The organism is Xanthomarina sp. F2636L (genome assembly GCF_026410195.1).
Taxonomy (GTDB): domain Bacteria; phylum Bacteroidota; class Bacteroidia; order Flavobacteriales; family Flavobacteriaceae; genus Xanthomarina.
The window spans coordinates 26020-48297 of the sequence record NZ_JAPMLM010000064.1 but is presented as its reverse complement, the minus strand read 5'-3'; the positions used below and the strand labels follow the sequence as shown (position 1 = coordinate 48297).

The 22278-nt window shown below is 34.8% G+C and carries 18 protein-coding genes, 2 tRNA genes and 3 rRNA genes; 14 read left to right on the top strand and 9 right to left on the bottom strand.

Annotated features, from left to right (window positions below):
* The first annotated feature begins 355 nt into the window (after positions 1 to 355).
* The 5 genes from OS191_RS06705 (at position 356) to rrf (ending at position 5597) form a co-directional block, all read left to right on the top strand.
* Positions 356 to 1875 (top strand): 16S ribosomal RNA (locus OS191_RS06705).
* Between the two features lie 82 nt (positions 1876 to 1957).
* A tRNA-Ile gene (locus tag OS191_RS06700) sits at positions 1958 to 2031 on the top strand.
* Between the two features lie 140 nt (positions 2032 to 2171).
* Positions 2172 to 2245 (top strand) — tRNA-Ala (locus OS191_RS06695).
* A gap of 293 nt (positions 2246 to 2538) precedes the next feature.
* A 23S ribosomal RNA gene (locus OS191_RS06690) occupies positions 2539 to 5357 on the top strand.
* A gap of 132 nt (positions 5358 to 5489) precedes the next feature.
* Positions 5490 to 5597, top strand: a 5S ribosomal RNA gene (gene rrf, locus OS191_RS06685).
* The 16S, 23S and 5S rRNA genes sit together here with 2 tRNA genes alongside, the layout of an rRNA operon.
* A gap of 434 nt (positions 5598 to 6031) precedes the next feature.
* Here the strand turns inward: rrf and OS191_RS06680 are convergent.
* On the bottom strand, positions 6032 to 6415 hold the full coding sequence (locus OS191_RS06680; protein ID WP_267154953.1) for a hypothetical protein: 384 nt from the start codon (positions 6413 to 6415) through the stop codon (positions 6032 to 6034).
* Positions 6416 to 6543: 128 nt separating this feature from the next.
* On the opposite strand from OS191_RS06680, the gene OS191_RS06675 reads away from it, so the two are divergent.
* Positions 6544 to 6987, top strand: a complete 444-nt coding sequence (locus tag OS191_RS06675; protein WP_267154952.1) for an Lrp/AsnC family transcriptional regulator — start codon at positions 6544 to 6546, stop codon at positions 6985 to 6987.
* A gap of 2 nt (positions 6988 to 6989) precedes the next feature.
* Here the strand turns inward: OS191_RS06675 and OS191_RS06670 are convergent, their stop codons facing one another.
* A complete protein-coding gene (locus OS191_RS06670; protein WP_267154951.1) occupies positions 6990 to 8207 on the bottom strand; it encodes an MDR family MFS transporter in 1218 nt (405 codons plus the stop codon).
* 234 nt (positions 8208 to 8441) lie between these two features.
* Here OS191_RS06670 and OS191_RS06665 point away from each other — a divergent pair, with 234 nt between their 5' ends.
* Entirely contained in the window at positions 8442 to 9044 is a 603-nt protein-coding gene (locus tag OS191_RS06665; protein ID WP_267154950.1) for a DUF1684 domain-containing protein, read from the top strand.
* Between the two features lie 46 nt (positions 9045 to 9090).
* Here the strand turns inward: OS191_RS06665 and OS191_RS06660 are convergent, their stop codons facing one another.
* The 4 genes from OS191_RS06660 to OS191_RS06645 all read right to left on the bottom strand — a co-directional run bounded on the left by OS191_RS06660 (position 9091) and on the right by OS191_RS06645 (position 13369).
* Positions 9091 to 10776: a T9SS type A sorting domain-containing protein gene (locus OS191_RS06660; protein WP_267154949.1), complete on the bottom strand. Its 1686-nt coding sequence runs from the start codon at positions 10774 to 10776 to the stop codon at positions 9091 to 9093.
* Between the two features lie 13 nt (positions 10777 to 10789).
* Positions 10790 to 11845 (bottom strand): right-handed parallel beta-helix repeat-containing protein, encoded by a 1056-nt coding sequence (locus OS191_RS06655; RefSeq protein ID WP_267154948.1) that lies wholly within the window; start codon positions 11843 to 11845, stop codon positions 10790 to 10792.
* 79 nt (positions 11846 to 11924) lie between these two features.
* Positions 11925 to 12290, bottom strand: a complete 366-nt coding sequence (gene crcB, locus OS191_RS06650) for a fluoride efflux transporter CrcB (RefSeq protein ID WP_267154947.1) — start codon at positions 12288 to 12290, stop codon at positions 11925 to 11927.
* 59 nt (positions 12291 to 12349) lie between these two features.
* Complete coding sequence (locus OS191_RS06645; RefSeq protein WP_267154946.1) at positions 12350 to 13369, bottom strand: SRPBCC family protein; 1020 nt, start codon at positions 13367 to 13369, stop codon at positions 12350 to 12352.
* Positions 13370 to 13461: 92 nt separating this feature from the next.
* Between OS191_RS06645 and OS191_RS06640 the strand changes: the two genes are divergently transcribed.
* A complete protein-coding gene (locus OS191_RS06640) occupies positions 13462 to 15501 on the top strand; it encodes a dipeptidyl-peptidase 3 family protein (protein WP_267154945.1) in 2040 nt (679 codons plus the stop codon).
* Between the two features lie 479 nt (positions 15502 to 15980).
* Here the strand turns inward: OS191_RS06640 and OS191_RS06635 are convergent, their stop codons facing one another.
* Positions 15981 to 16166, bottom strand: a complete 186-nt coding sequence (locus OS191_RS06635; protein WP_267154944.1) for a hypothetical protein — start codon at positions 16164 to 16166, stop codon at positions 15981 to 15983.
* A 132-nt stretch (positions 16167 to 16298) separates the two neighbouring features.
* Here OS191_RS06635 and OS191_RS06630 point away from each other — a divergent pair, with 132 nt between their 5' ends.
* Positions 16299 to 16685: a pyrophosphohydrolase domain-containing protein gene (locus OS191_RS06630; protein ID WP_267154943.1), complete on the top strand. Its 387-nt coding sequence runs from the start codon at positions 16299 to 16301 to the stop codon at positions 16683 to 16685.
* Between the two features lie 131 nt (positions 16686 to 16816).
* Here OS191_RS06630 and OS191_RS06625 read toward each other — a convergent pair whose 3' ends face one another.
* Positions 16817 to 17890 carry a branched-chain amino acid aminotransferase gene (locus OS191_RS06625; protein ID WP_267154942.1) on the bottom strand — a complete coding sequence of 358 codons (1074 nt, stop codon included), beginning with the start codon at positions 17888 to 17890 and terminating at the stop codon, positions 16817 to 16819.
* A gap of 111 nt (positions 17891 to 18001) precedes the next feature.
* Here OS191_RS06625 and OS191_RS06620 point away from each other — a divergent pair, with 111 nt between their 5' ends.
* The 4 genes from OS191_RS06620 (at position 18002) to OS191_RS06605 (ending at position 20864) form a co-directional block, all read left to right on the top strand.
* On the top strand, positions 18002 to 18517 hold the full coding sequence (locus OS191_RS06620) for a DUF4920 domain-containing protein (RefSeq protein WP_267154941.1): 516 nt from the start codon (positions 18002 to 18004) through the stop codon (positions 18515 to 18517).
* The gene (locus OS191_RS06615; protein WP_267154940.1) at positions 18518 to 18961 is read left to right on the top strand and encodes a hypothetical protein; all 444 of its coding nucleotides are present in this window, start codon (positions 18518 to 18520) and stop codon (positions 18959 to 18961) included.
* A 3-nt stretch (positions 18962 to 18964) separates the two neighbouring features.
* The gene (gene mnmC2, locus OS191_RS06610) at positions 18965 to 19660 is read left to right on the top strand and encodes a tRNA (5-methylaminomethyl-2-thiouridine)(34)-methyltransferase MnmC2 (RefSeq protein WP_267154939.1); all 696 of its coding nucleotides are present in this window, start codon (positions 18965 to 18967) and stop codon (positions 19658 to 19660) included.
* A 298-nt stretch (positions 19661 to 19958) separates the two neighbouring features.
* Complete coding sequence (locus tag OS191_RS06605; protein ID WP_267154938.1) at positions 19959 to 20864, top strand: TIGR01777 family oxidoreductase; 906 nt, start codon at positions 19959 to 19961, stop codon at positions 20862 to 20864.
* A 49-nt stretch (positions 20865 to 20913) separates the two neighbouring features.
* On the opposite strand, the gene OS191_RS06600 is transcribed toward OS191_RS06605, so the two are convergent.
* The gene (locus OS191_RS06600; protein WP_267154937.1) at positions 20914 to 21570 is read right to left on the bottom strand and encodes a YceI family protein; all 657 of its coding nucleotides are present in this window, start codon (positions 21568 to 21570) and stop codon (positions 20914 to 20916) included.
* A 168-nt stretch (positions 21571 to 21738) separates the two neighbouring features.
* Here OS191_RS06600 and OS191_RS06595 point away from each other — a divergent pair, with 168 nt between their 5' ends.
* Positions 21739 to 22275: a nucleotide exchange factor GrpE gene (locus tag OS191_RS06595; RefSeq protein ID WP_267154936.1), complete on the top strand. Its 537-nt coding sequence runs from the start codon at positions 21739 to 21741 to the stop codon at positions 22273 to 22275.
* Positions 22276 to 22278: the final 3 nt, after the last annotated feature.

Genomic DNA, 22278 nt, shown 5'->3' with positions numbered 1-22278 from the left:
AAAAAAGTTTTGTATTAACAAAAAAGGTTTTATATTTGCAGCCGCTAAAAACGGGAACGTTTATAGGGAAGAAAATAAGTTCATTTAAATGGTGTTTTTTTATTGAGATTTAGGAGTTAAAAAAACTTTTAATTTTTTTTCAAAAAAACATTGTGGGAATAAAAAAAGGGTTTTATATTTGCACCCGCTTAGGAGATAAACGCCCTGAGAAATTAAAGAAATAAGTTCATAAACATATTGAATTGACAGCGTAAGAAAGAGATTGGAAACGATCTTTTTTAAACAAGAGAATAAACCATTTTGAGTACCTAATTAAAACTATTTCGATTAGTTGTTAAATAATATTTAAGAATTAACGATGAAGAGTTTGATCCTGGCTCAGGATGAACGCTAGCGGCAGGCTTAACACATGCAAGTCGAGGGGTAACAGAGGTGCTTGCACTTGCTGACGACCGGCGCACGGGTGAGTAACGCGTATGGAATCTACCTTTTACATTGGGATAGCCCAGAGAAATTTGGATTAATACCTTATAGTATGTAGAGACGGCATCGTTTTTATATTAAAGATTTATCGGTAAGAGATGACCATGCGTTCTATTAGCTTGATGGTAAGGTAACGGCTTACCATGGCTACGATAGATAGGGGCCCTGAGAGGGGGATCCCCCACACTGGTACTGAGACACGGACCAGACTCCTACGGGAGGCAGCAGTGAGGAATATTGGACAATGGGCGAGAGCCTGATCCAGCCATGCCGCGTGCAGGAAGACTGCCCTATGGGTTGTAAACTGCTTTTATACAGGAAGAAACACCCCGACGTGTCGGGGCTTGACGGTACTGTAAGAATAAGGATCGGCTAACTCCGTGCCAGCAGCCGCGGTAATACGGAGGATCCAAGCGTTATCCGGAATCATTGGGTTTAAAGGGTCCGTAGGTGGACAATTAAGTCAGGGGTGAAAGCCTATAGCTCAACTATAGAATTGCCTTTGATACTGGTTGTCTTGAGTTATTATGAAGTAGTTAGAATAAGTAGTGTAGCGGTGAAATGCATAGATATTACTTAGAATACCAATTGCGAAGGCAGATTACTAATAATACACTGACACTGATGGACGAAAGCGTGGGGAGCGAACAGGATTAGATACCCTGGTAGTCCACGCCGTAAACGATGGATACTAGTTGTTCGGATTTATCTGAGTGACTAAGCGAAAGTGATAAGTATCCCACCTGGGGAGTACGTTCGCAAGAATGAAACTCAAAGGAATTGACGGGGGCCCGCACAAGCGGTGGAGCATGTGGTTTAATTCGATGATACGCGAGGAACCTTACCAGGGCTTAAATGTAGTGTGACAGATTTGGAAACAGATTTTTCTTCGGACACATTACAAGGTGCTGCATGGTTGTCGTCAGCTCGTGCCGTGAGGTGTCAGGTTAAGTCCTATAACGAGCGCAACCCCTGTTGTTAGTTGCCAGCGAGTCATGTCGGGAACTCTAACAAGACTGCCGGTGCAAACCGTGAGGAAGGTGGGGATGACGTCAAATCATCACGGCCCTTACGTCCTGGGCTACACACGTGCTACAATGGTAGGGACAGAGAGCAGCCACTTCGCGAGAAGGAGCGAATCTATAAACCCTATCACAGTTCGGATCGGAGTCTGCAACTCGACTCCGTGAAGCTGGAATCGCTAGTAATCGCATATCAGCCATGATGCGGTGAATACGTTCCCGGGCCTTGTACACACCGCCCGTCAAGCCATGGAAGCTGGGAGTGCCTGAAGTCCGTCACCGTAAGGAGCGGCCTAGGGTAAAATTGGTAACTAGGGCTAAGTCGTAACAAGGTAGCCGTACCGGAAGGTGCGGCTGGAACACCTCCTTTCTAGAGAAAGACGACTAATTTGAATAAAGGGAAATAAACCGTTTGTTCTCTTGCTGTTAATTTAATTTATATACTATAGTAGAGTCTCATAGCTCAGCTGGTTAGAGCGCTACACTGATAATGTAGAGGTCGGCAGTTCGAGTCTGCCTGAGACTACTAAAATATTTTAAGATTGAGGATTTACGAGAGTAGATTTAATGTTTTAAGACGTTCATAACATATTGAAAGGAAATTTTAGAAGTTGAGTCACAATCAACAATCGTTAATCGTAGTTCAGCAATCTGAAATTCATTAATGGGGGATTAGCTCAGCTGGCTAGAGCGCCTGCCTTGCACGCAGGAGGTCATCGGTTCGACTCCGATATTCTCCACAAAAACACTCACGAAAGTGGGTGCCTTATAAGGGCTGTCAATTTAATTGAAAGGAATCCTAAATGAGGTCTCTAAATTAGTTTAGAGAAACAACGTTCATTGACATATTGAAAAAGATACATGAAAAGAAATTAAATTGATTTAATTTCAAAGTAATTTAGATTAATTATACTCACAACGAGCGATGTATAATTAATCACATTATTAAGTTTACGGGGTGTAGGAAAGGATATTTTATATTTAGACTGAAAACTGTAAACTAAATAGTAACTCATTAAAAAGACAAAAAGTACAATAAGCTAAATAAGAGCGTATGGGGAATGCCTAGGCTCTCAGAGGCGATGAAGGACGTGATAAGCTGCGAAAAGCTACGGGGATTGGCACATACAAATTGATCCGTAGATATCCGAATGGGGCAACCCACTATATTGAAGATATAGTATCCGCAAGGAGGTAAACCCGGGGAACTGAAACATCTAAGTACCCGGAGGAGAAGAAAACAAAAGTGATTCCGTAAGTAGTGGCGAGCGAACGCGGATTAGTCCAAACCAGTACTGTTACGGCAGTGCCGGGGTTGTAGGACCACGACATTAGAAGCACAATGAATTAGAACAAGTTGGAAAGCTTGGCCATAGACGGTGATAGCCCGGTATAAGTAAAGCGTGTGGATATAGTGGTATCCTGAGTAGCGCGGGACACGAGTAATCCTGTGTGAATCAGTCGGGACCATCCGATAAGGCTAAATACTCCTGAGAGACCGATAGTGAACTAGTACCGTGAGGGAAAGGTGAAAAGAACCCTGAATAAGGGAGTGAAATAGATCCTGAAACCATACGCTTACAAGCGGTCGGAGCCCTTTGGGGTGACGGCGTGCCTTTTGCATAATGAGCCTACGAGTTACCGTTGCTAGCAAGGTTAAGGACTTCAGGTCCGGATCCGTAGCGAAAGCGAGTCTGAATAGGGCGCTTTAGTTAGTAGTGGTAGACGCGAAACCGTGTGATCTACCCATGGGCAGGTTGAAGTTTAGGTAACACTAAATGGAGGACCGAACCGGTTGACGTTGAAAAGTCTTCGGATGACCTGTGGGTAGGGGTGAAAGGCCAATCAAACTCGGAAATAGCTCGTACTCCCCGAAATGCATTTAGGTGCAGCGTTGATTTATAGTTTTATAGAGGTAGAGCTACTGATTGGATGCGGGGGCTTCACCGCCTACCAATTCCTGACAAACTCCGAATGCTATAAAATGTTAATCAGCAGTGAGGGCATGGGTGCTAAGGTCCATGTCCGAGAGGGAAAGAACCCAGACCATCAGCTAAGGTCCCCAAATGTATGTTAAGTTGAATAAACGAGGTTGAACTGCTTAGACAGCTAGGATGTTGGCTTGGAAGCAGCCATTCATTTAAAGAGTGCGTAACAGCTCACTAGTCGAGCGGTTCGGCATGGATAATAATCGGGCATAAACATACTACCGAAGCTATGGACTTGTAAAAGTGGTAGGGGAGCATTGTAGTGTCGTCGAAGGTGTACTGCGAGGTATGCTGGAGAAGCTACAAAAGAAAATGTAGGCATAAGTAACGATAATGCGGGCGAGAAACCCGCACTCCGAAAGACTAAGGTTTCCTCAGCTATGCTAATCAGCTGAGGGTTAGTCGGGACCTAACGCGAACCCGAAAGGGGTAGTGGATGGACAACAGGTTAATATTCCTGTACCTGCTCATACTAAAAGTGACGGAGGCGTAAATTTGGTGCGAACTGACGGAATAGTTCGTTGAAGCGAGTAGTAATACCGCGATAGTACACTAAGGCTACGGCTGCGGTGATAATCCAGAAAAGCGACTTCCAAGAAAAGCGAATGAAGCAGCCCGTACCCTAAACCGACACAGGTAGTTGGGATGAGAATTCTAAGGAGCTCGAGAGATTCATGGTTAAGGAACTAGGCAAAATAGACGCGTAACTTCGGGAGAAGCGTCGCCCATCTACGGATGGGCCGCAGTGAAAGAGTCCAGGCGACTGTTTATCAAAAACACAGGGCTATGCTAAATCGAAAGATGATGTATATGGCCTGACACCTGCCCGGTGCTGGAAGGTTAAGTGGAGTTGTTAGCTTCGGCGAAGCAATGAAATGAAGCCCCAGTAAACGGCGGCCGTAACTATAACGGTCCTAAGGTAGCGAAATTCCTTGTCGGGTAAGTTCCGACCTGCACGAATGGTGCAACGATCTGGACACTGTCTCAACCATGAGCTCGGTGAAATTGTAGTATCGGTGAAGATGCCGATTACCCGCTGTGGGACGAAAAGACCCCGTGCACCTTTACTATAGCTTAGTATTGGTTTTGGATAAGTAATGTGTAGGATAGGTGGGAGACTTCGAAGCAGCATCGCCAGGTGTTGTGGAGTCATTGTTGAAATACCACCCTTTGCTTATCTAGAGTCTAACCTTCAATGAAGGGACAGTGCTTGGTGGGTAGTTTGACTGGGGTGGTCGCCTCCAAAAGAGTAACGGAGGCTTCTAAAGGTTCCCTCAGCACGCTTGGTAACCGTGCGTAGAGTGCAATGGCATAAGGGAGCTTGACTGAGAGACATACAGGTCGATCAGGTACGAAAGTAGAGCATAGTGATCCGGTGGTTCCGCATGGAAGGGCCATCGCTCAAAGGATAAAAGGTACGCCGGGGATAACAGGCTGATCTCCCCCAAGAGCTCACATCGACGGGGGGGTTTGGCACCTCGATGTCGGCTCGTCACATCCTGGGGCTGGAGAAGGTCCCAAGGGTTGGGCTGTTCGCCCATTAAAGTGGCACGCGAGCTGGGTTCAGAACGTCGTGAGACAGTTCGGTCTCTATCTACAGTGGGCGTTAGAAATTTGAGTGGATCTGACTCTAGTACGAGAGGACCGAGTTGGACAAACCTCTGGTGTATCTGTTGTTCCGCCAGGAGCATTGCAGAGTAGCTACGTTTGGAAGGGATAAGCGCTGAAAGCATATAAGCGCGAAACCCACCACAAGATGAGATTTCTTTAAAGGGTCGTGGAAGATTACCACGTTGATAGGCTATAGGTGTAAAGGCAGTAATGTCATAGCCGAGTAGTACTAATAACCCATAGGCTTATTGTACAGCTGTTCTTTTTAAAAGTACAATAATTACAAATTCATGTCATTTTTTTCAATATGTTAAGATATTTGTTCCAATTTGATATTGGAACGCTGAAAGTAATAAGTTAAATACTTATTACTGCAGCAATAACTTAAGGTGGTTATTGCAATGGGGCTCACCTCTTACCATTCCGAACAGAGAAGTTAAGCCCATTAGCGCCGATGGTACTGCATTTGTGGAAGAGTAGGTCATCGCCTTTTTTAGAATCCCGATTCATTTATTTGAATCGGGATTTTTTTTGATTAAAATTTAAAGTAAATCTTCTAAATCAAACTCTTTAGTTAATGGATATGGGAAATGGAAAGTGAAGGAGCTAAATAGAACAGACAATGAATAATGATTATTTATTCTTCCAATAGCAACTATTCAGATGGCTAACTAAACTTAGCTATAGAGATATACTATTGATAGTAATAGATAAAGATAGCAACCAATTTATATATTCTAATAGAGATAAGCTGCACTTGGAATGTTTTAATAAAATGGCTTGAAAAATAAACTTTGAATAAATTAGATATGCAAAACAAATAAATAATAAACAAGAACCTTAGTTAAAGAGTATGGAAATCTTGTATAGTTTAAATAGGATAGGGTGTATTCTAAAATCTAATTTTAGGAAATATATTAGTAGACCTTATAAAGTCAAAGACCAAGTGTGCTGTAATTTTTTAAATTTTTTTAATTCGTTTCTAAGAATTGGAAGATAGTCTTTACCATTGCTATTAGATTTTTCCAATCTACTACAGTTTTTATATAATAGATTTGTTAATCGACTTACAGTAGCAATATGCTTGTGTTTTTTATCACTAAATTTTTCTAATTCAGCTTTTTCAATTTCTGGTGCTAAAGAAGAAGATTGTTGTACAATATCTCCAGAAAAATAGATGTTATTATCTTCTTTACCATCTAGTTGTAAATATGCTAAATCTTGGTTTAGATATGTTGAGATACTTCTAGACAGTATAATAATTTCCATAGCCTTTTGATATATAGGCAAGTGAGATAAATGTGAGGACATGTTTGTAATCATTTTATAATAGCAATAACATCAAAAATAGCAACAAGTTTTTACATGTTGCTTTCGCTTTTAATGTAAAATTGTATATTTGGTTTAATATTTATTGTAGATTTTAATATTTCTTTAATATGAGCGTAGATCAACTAAACTGGAAAATTCTAAAATGTTTACAAGCAAATGCTAGGCAGTCTAACGCTGAAATTGGCAGACAAGTTGGTATTAGTTCTCCAGCAGTTTCTGAAAGAATTAAGAAAATGGAAGATTTAGGAATTATTCAAAACTACCATACAACAGTCTCTCCTTTTGAAGTAGGATATCAATTAAAAGCACTTATAACTATTAGAGCTTTTATGGGGATGCTAAAGCCTTTTTTAGAAAAGGTAAAAACTTTTGATGAAGTTATTAACTGCTATCGTATTACCGGTAATGAGAACATAGTTATGGAGGTTGTATTAAAAAATCAGAAACATTTAGAAGCCTTTATAGATCAGTTAATTGTTTATGGCGAAACAAAAACTCAAATTGTTTTGTCTCATGTAATTAAGCATAATCCGGTAAAACCTTTAAAATAAGATTATTTTAAATATAATTCATTCTTAGATTTTAAATATTGTTTTAGATAGTATAATAAACCAACACAAATTAGTCCTAGAATTCCCATAATTAACCAAGTGATATTAAAACCATAATTATCTACAAGGTGTAATCCTGCATTATGGCCAAAAATATGTGCTATAGAAAACGAGATGGTATATAGAGCCATATATTCTCCCTGATTTCCTTTTTTAGCACGTTGCATAGCAAAGGCATTTGAAAAAGGAAAAGCAATCATTTCTCCAATGGTCATTAATAACATCCCTATTATTAATATTCCAGCCCAAGAGGTTAGGTCTAAAACTAAAAAACTTAATCCAGTTAAAAGAGCACCAAAAATCATGAGTCCTGGTTTTGTAAATTTAGTATGTTCCAACCATTTAATAAGAGGCATCTCTAATACAAAAATAAAGAATCCGTTTAGACCCAATAGTAATCCAATTTGCAGTTCGGATAACATATGGATATCTTTATAATATAATGGCATGGTAGAGAAATACTGTAAAAAGATAATTCCAAATAATGTCATAGAAGCCAAGAATATCCAAAAAGCCTTATCCTTATATGCAGAAATAGGATTTTCATTGATTACAACATCTAAGATTCTCGCTTTTTTAGGATTCAAAACTTTTATTAAGAGTAGTGTTGCCAAAATACAAGAAATACCATCCACCCAAAATAAACCACCATAACTCATGGTTGTAATGATTATACCCCCAACTGCAGGTCCAGCAGAAAATCCTAGATTAATTGCTAGACGGATTAAAGTTACAGAACGTGTTTTGTTTTCTGGTTTACTATAAGCACTTAAGGCTACAAACATGGCAGGACGAAACATGTCTGCAACCAACATGATTGTAAAAATACCCAAACAAAAAGTTGCAAATGTATCTAAGTATTGTAATCCTATAAAGAGAATACCTGTTGTTAATAGACTTCGAACCATGACTTTGTAATAGCCTATTTTATCGGTTAGCTTGCCACCCAACCATGAACCTACAACAGAACCTAAACCAAAGGCAGACATAATCCAACCTACTTCAGCAAAAGTAAAATGTAAATCTTTTGTTAAGTAAAGTGAAAGAAAAGGAATTACCATAGTTCCTGCTCGATTAATTAAAGTAATTAATGCCAACCACCATACTTCTGAAGATAATCCTTTAAAGGTGTTTATATAGTTGTTAAATAGTGTTTTCATTTTTTTGGTTAATTTATTAAAAGTAAAAAGTCCGACGATATCGTCAGACTTTTGTATATAATTTTAATTGATATTTAAATCACTAGAGTACATAGTTAGTCAAACGCATCCTTGAAAAGGCGGTCTGTTTTCTACAAATAGTGATGTATTTAATCATTGTTTTTTTACTTTTAATGAATCAAATCTAAACAAAATATTTTAAAGTTGTACTTTTGAATTGTAAAAAATATTAAAATGAAATACTTCCTACACTTTTTTTTATTGATTTCTATTTTAAGTTGTGCACAAGGCAAACAGCCTATTTTGGGTGAAACTGAATTTCAAAAAAAGATGAATGCCGATTTTAAAGACGCTTCAAAATCGCCATTAAAAGATAAAGACCGTAAAAATTTTAAAGAACTTGATTTTTTTAAATTTGATTCTACTTATGTGGTTACTGCAACTCTTACTAGAACTCCAGATGAAATTCCTTTTAAAATGAAGACCACCACAGAAAGAATGCCAATGTATGTAAAATATGGTGTTGTTAAGTTTGAATTAAAAGGAAAAACCCATGAGCTAAATGTTTATCAGAGTATGGAATTAATGAATGAGGAAGGGTTTGAAGATTATTTGTTTTTACCATTTTTGGATACCACAAATGGAGAAAGTACCTATGGAGGTGGAAGATACATTGAGTGTGAACAGCCTAAGAATGGCCTAATGGAAATTGATTTTAATACAGCTTATAATCCTTATTGTGCTTATAACGAAAAATATTCATGTCCAATTGTACCTCGAGAGAACTACTTACAGGTTAAAGTGGAAGCAGGTGTTAAAGCTTTTGAAAAGCATTAAAGCGCCTAACAAGAGTATTAGACGCTTTAGCTCCCGTTAACTAAACTTAATTTTTAATAATACGTTTAGATAAACTACCATTATTGGTAGTTATTTGCAATAAATATACTCCTTGCTGCAAGTTTGAGATATTTACTTTTTCAAATTGATTTTGTAGCTGCATCACTACTTTTCCATTCATATCAATCAATCTCATCGATTTTATTTGAACATGATTTGGTGTTTTAATATTCACATAATCTGAAGTTGGGATTGGATAGATGTTTATTTCTAGAAGGTTTTCAGTTTGAATTCCTAAAGTACCATCTATTTCAAATAATTGTCTATCATATAAAGACCAAGTACCATCAGCATTTTGAACTCGAATATGTAGAAAATGATCTCCTTGGGCCATACTTCCAAAGGTTGGTATTATTAAGTTTTCATCTATAATATCTCCTGAAACTGTTAATGCAGATGCGTTTCCTATACCGGGATCTACGTCAATAAAATATTCGGCTGCCATTATTGATGCATTATTAGTTTCGGTAATATCCGATACTCTAAAGGTTTTATGGTTGTACATGCTCCATTTGTTGTCATAGTTTTTAACACGCATAAACATTCTATGGGTTCCAATAGGCAGACTAGAGGTCGGAATGATGAAATTCTCATCCAAAGATGCCACATCTGCTACATCTATATTGGTTCCGTTACCTAAGCCAGGATCTGTGTTAAAGTAATATTCTGCTTCTACAATATCTGCTAGATTTGTATCTGGAATATCAGACACTCTAAACGTTTTATGGTCGTACAAGCTCCAAGTATCGTTGTTGTTTTTTACACGTAAAAAGAGCCTATGAGTTCCAATAGGTAAACTTGAAACTGGGATATTAAAGTTTTCATCTAAAGTAGCGACATCGGTTACATCTATTATTGTACCATTTCCTAAACCAGGATCGATATTAAAATAATATTCTGCTTCTACAATATCTGCTAGATTTGTATCAGGACTTTCTGTAACTCTAAAGGTTTTATTGGCATACAAACTCCAACGATTATCGCTGTTTTTTACGCGTAAAAACATTCTATGCGTTCCTATAGGTAAACTAGATGTTGGAATACTAAAATTTTCATCTAAAGAGGACACATCAGCTACATCAATATTGGTTCCGTTACCTAAACCAGGATCTGTATTGAAGTAATATTCTGCTTCCACAATATCTGCGAGATTTGTATCAGGAACATCAGTTTTTCTAAAGGTTTTATAGGTGTACATGCTCCACTCATTATCACTGTTTTTTACACGGAAAAAGAGCCTATGTGTACCCACAGGTAAACCTCCAGTGAGAACGTTAAAGTTTCTATTCATGTTGGTGGCATTACTAACAGTTCTTAAATTTCCATTACCAAAACCAGGATCTGTGTTAAAGAAGTATTCAGCTTCTACAATATCTGCCGTGTTAATTTCAGGAACATCATAGATTCTGAAAGTTTTGTAATTGTACATACTTGTAGAACCATTTGTGTTTACAACTCTCATAAATAATCGATGTGTTCCTTGTGGTAATCCAGTTGTTGAAATGCTAAAGTTTTGATCTAACAATTCTACATCAGGATCAATATCTACAGAGATACCATTACCAATTCCTGGATCTGAATCAAAGAAATATTCTACACTTGCAATATCTGATTGCGCTAACGTAACACCAACACAAAAGCAGCCTAATAAAAAGGTATATAAAGCTTTCATAATTTTGATGTTTTTAGTTAGTTTTATTAGCGTTGGCTTTTAAGTTTACATTTAAGTTAGAGCCAGCAGGCACCATATTATTGATAATAGACATTTCGGTTAAATAAGGCAATTCTGTTGGGTAACCTCTCATGTCAAAATCGTAATACCCATTGTAAATTCCTACATCGTTACCATCTGTACCTGCATCGTTACCAGCAGAACTTACACCTAAATTATAATCGTTATCAGCAGCCCAATATGGATTGTTAGCAGGAATATTTACAAAAAATGGATTTTGGTTATCTAAATTCCCTGTACCATTTAAATCAGTAACAGTAGGTGTACCATAATGGTATGTTAAAGAATTATTATGAATAATAGGGTTTCCTCCACTTTGATCTACTATTGCTTGGTTATTAGCTGTAAATAGCCAAATGTTATTTTGTGCAATAAAATTATTAGGACTGAGAAAAATAAACCATTGATAATGTGTCTGGTCACTAATAACAACATTATTATTAAATATTGTTGTATCGTTAAAATACTGAAGAGCACTACTCCCTAAATTTTGAATTAAGTTGTTGGTTATTGTAATATTGAGACTGTTTGTTGGAGTTGCGTTTAAATAAATTAAATTTCTAATAACATTTCCTCTGTATGTTATGTCAGCAATTCCTGTTCCATTTGCATAAGCACCTGCTGCAATCCAGCAATCTTCCACTAACAAGTCTGTTGTACTATTTCCAGACGATATCCATCCGTTTACATTGATACCTGCAATTTTTACATCGCTAGCAGAAACAGTAATATTTCCAGTTTGAGACGTTTCGCCATTGTTTAGTTCTGGAGCATAACCCATACCTAAAACAGTTACAGATTTGTTTATAGTTATGTTTCCATAAGAAGTTGCAGATGGTTGTATAAGTATAATGTCACCATTTGATGCACCTCCAATTGCTGCGGTAAATGTGGTGTACACATGCGAAGGAGTGTCATCAATAAATGCGTTATTGTCCACAATTAACGTGCTTTGTGCATTAGTAAAGCTTACTACTAGTAAGGTGATACCTAAAATAATTTTTTTCATGATAATTAAGATTTTAAGATTTATAAGTCAAAAGTCTTAATTATTTATAAGCCAAAACATACGTAGAATTACGTATATTTTACTTTACGAGAAAAATTCCGAGGAATACAGCCAAAAAACCAATCACAAAACTAGCTATGGTATAAATAGCAAAACTGGTAAAGTCTCCAGATTTTAAAAACACGTGATTTTCGTAAGCGAATGTAGAAAAGGTGGTGAAACCTCCACAAAAACCAGTAGCTAATAAGGCAATATGATTTTCAGATATGGAATTGTTTTTTGCAGCTATTCCTAAAATAATTCCTATAACAAGGCTTCCTAAAATATTTGCTAAAAAAGTACCATAAGGAATACCAGTGTCAGGATTGTTTAAAAATTTACCAACAAGAAAGCGCAAAGCACTTCCAATACCACCACCTATAAAAACTAATAAAAGTTGTTTCATTTAATAGATTTTAGTTGTTCTATTGTTCTTTTTATGATTCAATTAAAAACAATTAATACTTATTCAACAGCCAAGTATATTTCTGTTATTAAATTGGCTGGATTTGGTGTTTTTGTAGGGTTAGAAACATATACCTCAAGCATAGGTCCTTGTTCTTGAACGATTAATCCATTTTTAGGAATATAATCCATAGTGGTTTGCCATGCCTCTTTTAAATTCCCATAATCTCCTCTTAATGTTGTTTTAATGGCTTTAAAAGGAGCTAGTTGTCCAGTTAAAATATCATTTTCAGTAGTGATTACTTTATTGGTAGTTGGTACACAACAAGAGAACATGACTGCATTATTTTCTTCATCCCATTTATGGTATAAAATAAAAGGAGGTCCTGCTGTTGTAATGTTGTTTTCTTGAACATAAGTATTAACCTTTGAGAGCATGTTTTGCATGATAATTTCAAAATTATCCATTTTAGCAGAAGCTGTGTTATAGAGATAAAAACCACCTCCATATTGGGTAATACCATCCACTTTTATTGAATATACTTGCATTGAAGCTACTACTGCATTATCTAATTTCTCTAAGCCACGTTCAAAATCGGGACCTATCATTTTATCAAAACCTCCAGAGAAAATGGCATAGGCTTTAAACATAAAAGGAATATTGCCAGAGTTCATTATCCAAGAAACTTCTGTTTTATTTTCAGCTGAAGGAGCAAACTCCCAATGTATGTCTGAGGATGGATAATCTCCAAACTGTAATTTTTGATCTATGGAAGAAAAGGCTGAAGTTTGGGTAGTAGTTATGCTACCTTTTCCATCAGAATCTGTCCAAGAAAACGATCCTCCTATATCTTTGGTTTGTTCGTCTAAAGTAATCATTGTTTCAGGATCTTTTTCAACCCATGGAGACCAGGTTTCCCAGTTTTTGAAATCTATCACATTGTTATAAACAACTTCTACTGGTGCATCTATAATTCGACTTCGTTTTACTTCAAAAGAATTAGGCTGTACAGCAATGTAGATAGTTAATCCAATAATAAAAATAAGTATTAAAAACAGAATGTATTTAAGTGCTTTCATAGAAGGTAATCTAGTTGTGTTTCAAAGGTAATCAATTTTATACTATCTTAATATATGTTACATTTGCAATACACTAATTAAAAATTTTTAAAATGAAAGTAAAATATGTATTAGGTTTTACTTTAGCCTTAACTGCTTTTGTGTCTTGTAAAGATGATAAAAAAGAGCCAGTTGAAGAAGTTGCTGAAGTTAAAGTAGAAAATGCCTTCGATTATAATGTGGAGCAGTTTGCCGACATTAAAATGTTACGTTATCAAATTCCAGGTTGGGAAAATTTAACGTTAAAAGAGCAAACATTGGTCTATTATTTAACTCAAGCTGGTTTAGCAGGAAGAGATATAATTTGGGATCAGAATTACAGACATAATCTTAAAATTAGAAAAGCTTTAGAAGCTGTTTATACCAATTATTCTGGAGACAAAAATAGTGACGATTGGAGCGCTTTTGAAACATATTTAAAACGCGTATGGTTTAGTAATGGAATTCATCATCATTATTCAAACGATAAATTAAAACCAGAATTTTCTCAAGAGTATTTAAAAACCTTATTAACTGAAACTAACACAAGTTTAGAAGGCGAAGCTTTTGATGTTATTTTTAACGACTCTGATTCTAAAAAGGTGAATCAAGCTAAAGGAGTTGATAATGTAGCACTATCTGCAGTTAATTTTTACGGACCAAATGTTACAAATGCAGATGTAGAAACGTTTTATAAAAATAAAAAATCGCCAAACCCAGATAAGCCGTTGTCATTTGGGCTAAACTCTAAATTGGTTAAAGAAAATGGTCAATTAAAAGAATTGGTATATAAATCTGGTGGGTTATATGGTTCTGCTATTGATGAAATTACTAAATGGTTAGAATTGGCTCAAGGAGTTGCAGAAAACAAAGCTCAAGGAGATGCTATTGGCTTATTAATTCAATATTACAAAACCGGAGATCTTCAAACTTGGGATGATTATAACGTGGCGTGGACTGCTGCAACCGAAGGGAATGTAGATTATATAAACAGTTTTATTGAAGTTTATAATGATCCTTTAGGATATAGAGGTTCTTATGAAACGATAGTACAAATCAACGATTTTGATATGTCTCAAAAAATGAAGGTTTTATCTGATAACGCGCAATGGTTTGAGGATAATTCGCCGTTAATGGAAGAGCATAAAAAGAAGAATGTGGTTGGAGTAACTTATAAAGTCGTTAATGTGGCTGGAGAAGCTGGAGACGCTTCACCTAGTACGCCAATTGGTGTAAATTTACCTAACGCGAACTGGATTCGTGCAGCTGTTGGAAGTAAGTCTGTTTCTCTAGGAAATATTATCGAAGCTTATAACAATGCAGGAAGTTCTGGGCGTTTACATGAATTTGTAAATGATGAAGAAGAATTACAATTAGAAGAAAAATATGGACAAGTAGCAGATAAATTACACACAGCTTTACATGAAGTTATAGGGCATGCTTCGGGACAATTAAATCCAGGTGTTGGTGAGACCAAGGAAACACTTAAAAATTATGCATCTACTTTAGAGGAAGGTCGTGCAGATTTAGTGGGACTTTATTACTTATACAATCCGAAATTACAAGAATTAGGCTTGGTTGACGATTGGAAAGCTATGGGAAAAGCAGCTTACGATGGTTATATTAGAAATGGTTTGATGACACAGCTAATTCGCTTAAATTTAGGAGATGATGTAGAAGAGGCACATATGAGAAACAGACAATGGGTAAGTGCTTGGGTTTTTGAAAAAGGAAAAGCAGATAATGTGATTGAAAAAATTACTCGTGATGGAAAAACCTATTATAATATTACCGATTACGATAAGTTACACGATTTATTTGGAGAATTATTACGAGAGACTCAACGTATTAAATCTGAAGGAGATTATCAAGCTGTTGAAACTTTAGTAGAAACTTATGGCGTAAAAGTAGATCAAGATTTACATGCTGAAATATTGGAGAGAAACAAGCAATTTACTGCTGCACCATATAGTGGATTTGTAAACCCTATCCTGGTTCCAGAAATGGATGATAATGGTGAAATTACCGCTATAAAAGTATTGCAACCAGAGTCTTTTCCTGGTCAGATGTTAGATTATAGCAAAAACTATAATTACCTTCCTGAGGTAAACTAAAATTACAATTTACTTAAATTAAAAAGCCTTAATGTTAAAATCATTAAGGCTTTTTGTTAGAAAATTTTACTATTGAACTTATTTATTGATACTAAATTTTAAAAGAATAAAATTTATAGCAAGTAGTAAAAGTAATATTATAAATGAATTCATAATGAGTGATTTTTATTATACATCTTAAAACTATTGAATTGTCATCATCATCATCATCATCATCATCATCATCATTTTAAGATTAATTAGAATGTTAAACTCTTAGAATTATCTAATCTTAAAGAGATTTGGTTCATACAATAAACTAAAATTGAAAATAGAGAATTACCGTTTGATTTATTTTTGATTTTTTAAATTGTTTTATTTTTAGCACCAATTCTTAGATATACAGTTTATGTTAGTTACAAATAATAATTAATAAAATATAACTAGTGCTTTAAAAGTAATAAAATAAGTAATGAAATCTATAACCAAGAAAAATTATTTTACGAAAATAACCACTTTATAGAAACAATAAATAAGATAAATGAAATAAAGGCCACTAGAATCCAAACACTTCCTTTGTAATATTTTTTATGAAGTTTTAAATCCTTTCTATAGGTGTAAAAAATGGCTATAATAAAAGCTATTGCAAATAAAATTCCAAAAACCCATTGTCCTTTACTAAACATATTCTTAATTTTAGGCAAAATTACAAAAACATTCTAATAAGATTTCTGTTTTCAGGAATGAAAAATTTTAATTGTTAACTTCTAACTTCTTAGTTTTCGAAAAGTAGGTTGGGAAATGAAATTGATATTTAAATGAAAGATAAAATTGAAGCTGTAAAAGCTTTTCACACAGCTTTTAAAATAGGACATCGCGAAACTCCTAAAGCCGATCTTGGGATCGAGAAAAACATGTTGCGTTATAAATTAATGCGAGAAGAAAATGAAGAATACCTAGAAGCAGCAAACAATAACGATTTAGTAGAAGTGGCTGATGCTCTTGGAGATATGCTCTATATTTTATGTGGAACTATAATAGAACATGGTATGCAACATAAAATAGATGAAGTTTTTGAAGAAATTCAACGTAGTAATATGAGTAAGCTTGGAGGAAACGGAGAACCTATTTATCGTGAAGACGGGAAAGTGCTAAAAGGGCCCAATTATTTTCAACCTAATATTGCCAGTATTCTTGATGAATAAAAAAAATAAAATAATATATTACAAAATAAAAACGACCATTTAAAGAGGTCGTTTTTTATTAATTCAAATTCTGTGTCTTTTACAATTTTGGTTAAAAATAGCTTGCAGTGTTTATAACCGAAAATTAGTATCTATAAAATAACTTCGTGTCTCCAACCATGTTTGTCTTCTGCTAAATTATTTTGAATTTCTTCTAATTGCTTTTTAAACATGCCTGCAAACGATTTCTCATTGTCAGGAATTTCAAATACTTCATTACCGTGTTCAAAAGCAGAAATAGGACTCACTACAGCTGCAGTGCCTGCACCAAAAATCTCTTTTAAGCTACCATTTCTTGCGGCTTCTTTTATTTCACTTACAGAAACACGTCTTATTTCGGTAGTAATGTTGTTATCTTCAGCTAATTGAATGATGCTTCTTCTTGTAATTCCATCTAGAATTCTATCACTAATAGGAGCGGTAATAAGCGTGTTATTAATTCTAAAAAAGATGTTCATGGTTCCAGCCTCTTCCAAAAATTCATGGGTACTTGCATCTGTCCAAATAATTTGCTGATAACCTTTTTCTTGTGCCAAAGAAGTTGGATAGAATTGGGCAGCATAATTTCCAGCAGCTTTAGCAAAACCAACTCCTCCATCTGCTGAGCGACTATATTTTTCAGCAAATAAAACACGAACTTTTCCAGAATAATATGCTTTTGCTGGAGAACAAATTATCATAAATCGGTAGCTATTTGCAGGTGAGGCAGAAATGGCTGCTTCAGTAGCAATAACAAAAGGCCTTAAATACAACGAATTTCCAATCCCTGGTTTTATCCAATCTTTATCCATTTTTAACAAGGTCTCCAAGCCATTAAAAAAGTATTCTTTCGGAAATTCTGGCATGGCTAGTCTGGCAGAAGATTTGTTAATTCTAGCATGATTGTCTTTTGGTCTAAACAACCAAACCTTTCCAGTGTCATCTTTATAAGCTTTCATTCCTTCAAAAACAGCTTGCCCATAATGGAACACTCTAGCCGAAGGCTCAAAAGACATGGCTTGATAAGGCATGATTTTTGGTTGTTGCCATTTGCCATCAATAAAATCGCAAACAAACATATGGTCGGTAAAAGTTCTGCCAAAAGTTAGATTCTCAAAATCAACATGATCAATTTTTGAAGTTGAAGATTTTACAATATCGATTTTGGTATTTGAATGATTTGTCATTAGATATATTTTCTTCTGCGAATTTAAAAAATTAAAGTAGGATAAAAAACCAAAACTTTTTTTTAAAAATACGTATATTTGGCATTAAATTATTTAAACTTTTTAAAAATCATGAAGCATATTTTAACATTTTTAATTTTATCTTTAGTATTTGTTTCTTGTAAAAACAATACAAATGAAGCTCCAGAAGTCCCTGTTGAAACTGAAGAAGTAAAAGAATTAGCTTATGCTTCCTTTGGAGATAAGATAGAAGCAGATAATGCTATTGAAGCCAAATTAATGGCAGATACATATAAAGACTTGAAAGTTGGAGATAGTATTCCAACTAAAATGATTGGTAAAGTTGATGAGGTTTGTCAGGCAAAAGGATGCTGGATGAAAATAGATTTAGGGAACGACGAACAAGTTATGGTGAAATTTAAAGATTACGGATTCTTTATGCCAAAGAATATAGCAGGAAAAGAAGTTATCCTTGATGGAAAAGCTTTTGTAAGTGAGCTTTCAGTTGAAGAACAACGTCATTATGCTGAAGATGCTGGGAAATCTGAAGATGAAATAGCTGCTATTACAGAAGTTAGACGCACCTATTCTTTTGAGGCCGATGGTGTACTTTTAAAAGAAGAATAAATGAAAAAGCTGCTATTTAGTGTTTTAGTTTTCATGCTTTTTTTTAATTGTAACCAAACTAAAGAAGACGTTGAAGTTGTAATAGAAAAAAAAGAAGTGGCTTACGACATGTATCAGCCTTCTGAGATGGCAAACCTTATGAATGAGATGTATGCCCAAAACTTAAAAGTAAAACAAGAGATTCTAGAAGGGAAAATACCAACAGAATTTCCATTAGATTTTTTAAAAATACATACAGCAGAGCTTTCAGAATTTAAAAGTAGAAATGAAACCTTTCAGAGTTTTTCAAAACTATTTATAGAAAGTGAAAAAGAAATCTTTAACACAGAATCTCAAATTCCTATTGAAGAACGTTTTAATACAACCATTAACCTTTGTATTTCATGTCATCAAACAGAATGTACAGGGCCAATTACCAGAATTCAAAAACTATTAATAAAATAGGCCTTGGAACGTAAAATCATCACGACTGCAGATGGTTCTAAAACAATCCAACTTGTAGAGTTAGACGAGCAATATCATTCTCTACATGGTGCCTTGCAAGAGTCACAGCATGTTTTTATAAAACATGGTTTACAGCCTGTTTTAAAAACGCAGTTAAAAGATGCAGAACCCATTTCTATTCTAGAGATTGGTTTTGGAACCGGCTTAAATGCAATGACTACTTTAATTGAAGCAAAAGCAAAAAAAGCTTCAATATATTATGTTGGAGTAGAAGCTTATCCTGTTTCTCAAGAAGAAATTTTGGAACTGAATTATGATACGTTATTTTCTAAAGAAAAAACTAATACATATTTTAAAAAAATTCATGCCAGTTCTTGGGGAAAGCCACAAGAAATAAGCTCTTTTTTCACTTTAGATAAACAGCAAAAATTTTTTCATGAGATTGCAGATGAAAATACTTTCAATTTAATTTACTTCGATGCTTTTGGTCCACGGGTGCAACCTAAATTATGGACAGAATCCATGTTCCAAATCATGTTCAATTCTCTAAAAGAAGGTGGGGTTTTAGTTACTTATTCGGCCAAGGGAAGCGTACGTCGTGCCATGCAATCAGTTGGGTTTTTAGTAGAAAAACTTCCAGGCCCTCCGGGCAAACGTGAGATGCTTCGCTGCACGAAGCATCCAGCGACTCTAACATGAAATTAATATTTTGAATTAAATGTTAAGAGCCTAGGGAGGCTCTTGACATTCGGTGAGTGCGCGAGCCAAATGCCATTAAATAAAAGAATCATCCAACGATTCCAAATTAAAATGACATTTTTAGTCGTATATTAAGAACTCTATGATATTTAAAAATTTAATAGTTTATAGTTTTAATTCCAAAGCTGTTAAATTATAGATAATCCAAAAATTTATAAACTTTCGTTAAATCTGTTAAACCTAATCTAAAACACTATGATTAGGTATACAATTCAGTATCTTTAAATAAAAATTGAGAATGAAAGTTTTAATTACAGGAGCTACTGGATTGGTAGGGAAAGCTATTGTAGCTCAATGTAAAACAAATGGTATTTCTGTACACTATCTAAGCACTTCAAAAGAAAAAATAGAATCAACAGAAAACTACCAAGGATTTTATTGGAACCCAGCCAAACAGGAGATTGATGTTGCTTGTTTTAACGGTGTGGATGCTATCATCAATTTAGCAGGATCTCCAATTTCTAAAAGCTGGACCAAAGCTTACAAGCAAACCATATTAAATAGTAGGTTGGAATCTTTACAATTATTAAAGTCAACTATTAAAAATGAAAATATTGAGATTAAGCAATTAATTTCAGCAAGTGCTATTGGGATTTATCCAGATTCTATAATTAATTATTACGAAGAGAAAACTACGGCTATATCTTTAGGGTTCCTTGGAGAAGTAGCTGAATCTTGGGAAAAAGCAGCTGATGAATTTTCAGACTTAGGAGTTATAGTTACAAAAATTAGAATTGGTTTAGTCATGGATTCCAATGAAGGAGCATTACCGCAAATGGTAAAACCCATCAAACTTGGACTTGGGGCAGCTTTTGGAAGCGGACTTCAATGGCAGTCATGGATACATAAAAAAGATTTAGCTAGAATATTTGTTCATACTTTAGAACATAAATTAGAAGGGGTTTTTAATGGGGTAGCGCCAAACCCTGTAACCAATCTAGAACTGACTAAAGCCATTGCTAAGACAGTTAATAAACCCTTGTGGTTACCTAATATTCCAAGGTTTGTCATGAAACTAGTTTTAGGAGAAATGCATGTGTTACTTTTTGAAAGTCAACGTGTATGTGCTAAAAAGATTATTGATTCTGGTTTTGAATACCGTTTTGTAAATCTCAAGCCCGCTTTAGAAGATTTGTTAGAATAAAAAAAACCGTTACATTTTGTAACGGCTTTTTTTTATTCAATTAATACTACTAAGCTTTATTAGCAGTAACATTTATTTTTAATTCTATATCATCATTAATAAACTTATCTCCTAAGTTATCAAAAAACGATTTAGAACCATATTGTACATTCCATTTAGAACGATCAATGGTAAATGTTTCACTTGTAATAGTTAATGCGTCTCCATTTTGGCTAATTGTTACTGGAAAAGTAACATTGTTTGAAACATCTTTCATTTTTAAATTTCCAGATAACATTGTTTTTCCGTCTACAGTTTCAATTCCAGTTACTTCAAAAGCAGAAGCAGGAAATTGTTCTACGTCAAAAAAGTCAGGGCTTTTTAAATGTCCAGTTAATTTAGCATGATTTTCATCTTCAACAGGAATATCTTGAACATTAATAGAGGACATGTCAATTAAAATAGTACCACTTTCTAAAGCGTCATTATGCATAGTTACAACACCACTTTCTATGGCAATAGTTCCATTATGAGAACCTGTAGGCTTGTGCCCAGTCCACATAATTGCAGAGGTGTCTGTGTTTATTTTGTATTTTGTTGAAACGTCTGTGGTTTCTGCAGCTGTTATAGCTTCAGTTGTTTCAGCTTCTTTAGCTTTGTCTTTGCAACTTGTCAAAGCAAATGTCATAGTTGCAACGGCTAAGATTGTAAAAAATCTTGTTTTCATAATAATTAATTGTTTTTATAGTGTTAAGCAGCAAAAATAAGCATTTGCTTAATAACTTATTCTAAATAAAATATTAAAATTATTTGATGACATTTTGACATTTTTACAATAATGGCAGTACTTTTGCCATCTTAAAAAAAGTATTTAAAAATTTACGAGTACGAGACTATGAATAAGAATGATAAAAAATCAGACATAGCTTCAGATCAGGTTGAGAATCCGATTGACGATCAAATTACAGATCAAGAAGCAATGAGTAAAGAAGAACAGCTTGAAGAGGCGTTAAAATTAGAAAAAGATAAATTTTTACGTTTGTTTGCAGAATTTGAAAATTACAAAAGACGTACGGCAAAAGAGCGTATAGATTTATTCAAAACAGCTAGTGAAGATGTAATGCTATCTTTATTACCAGTTTTAGACGATTTTGATAGAGCATATATTGAGATTGCAAAAACTAAAGAAAAAGATTTGCTTAAAGGTGTAGAATTAATTAGTAATAAATTAAAGAATACATTAAAAAGCAAAGGGCTTGAACAAGTTGAACTAATTCCTGGAGATGTATTTAATGCAGATATCCATGAAGCAATTACCCAAATTCCAGCTCCAACTAACGATTTAAAAGGAAAAATTGTTGACGTAGTTGAAAAAGGATACAAGTTAGGTGACAAAATAATCAGATTCCCAAAAGTAGTTATAGGACAATAAAAA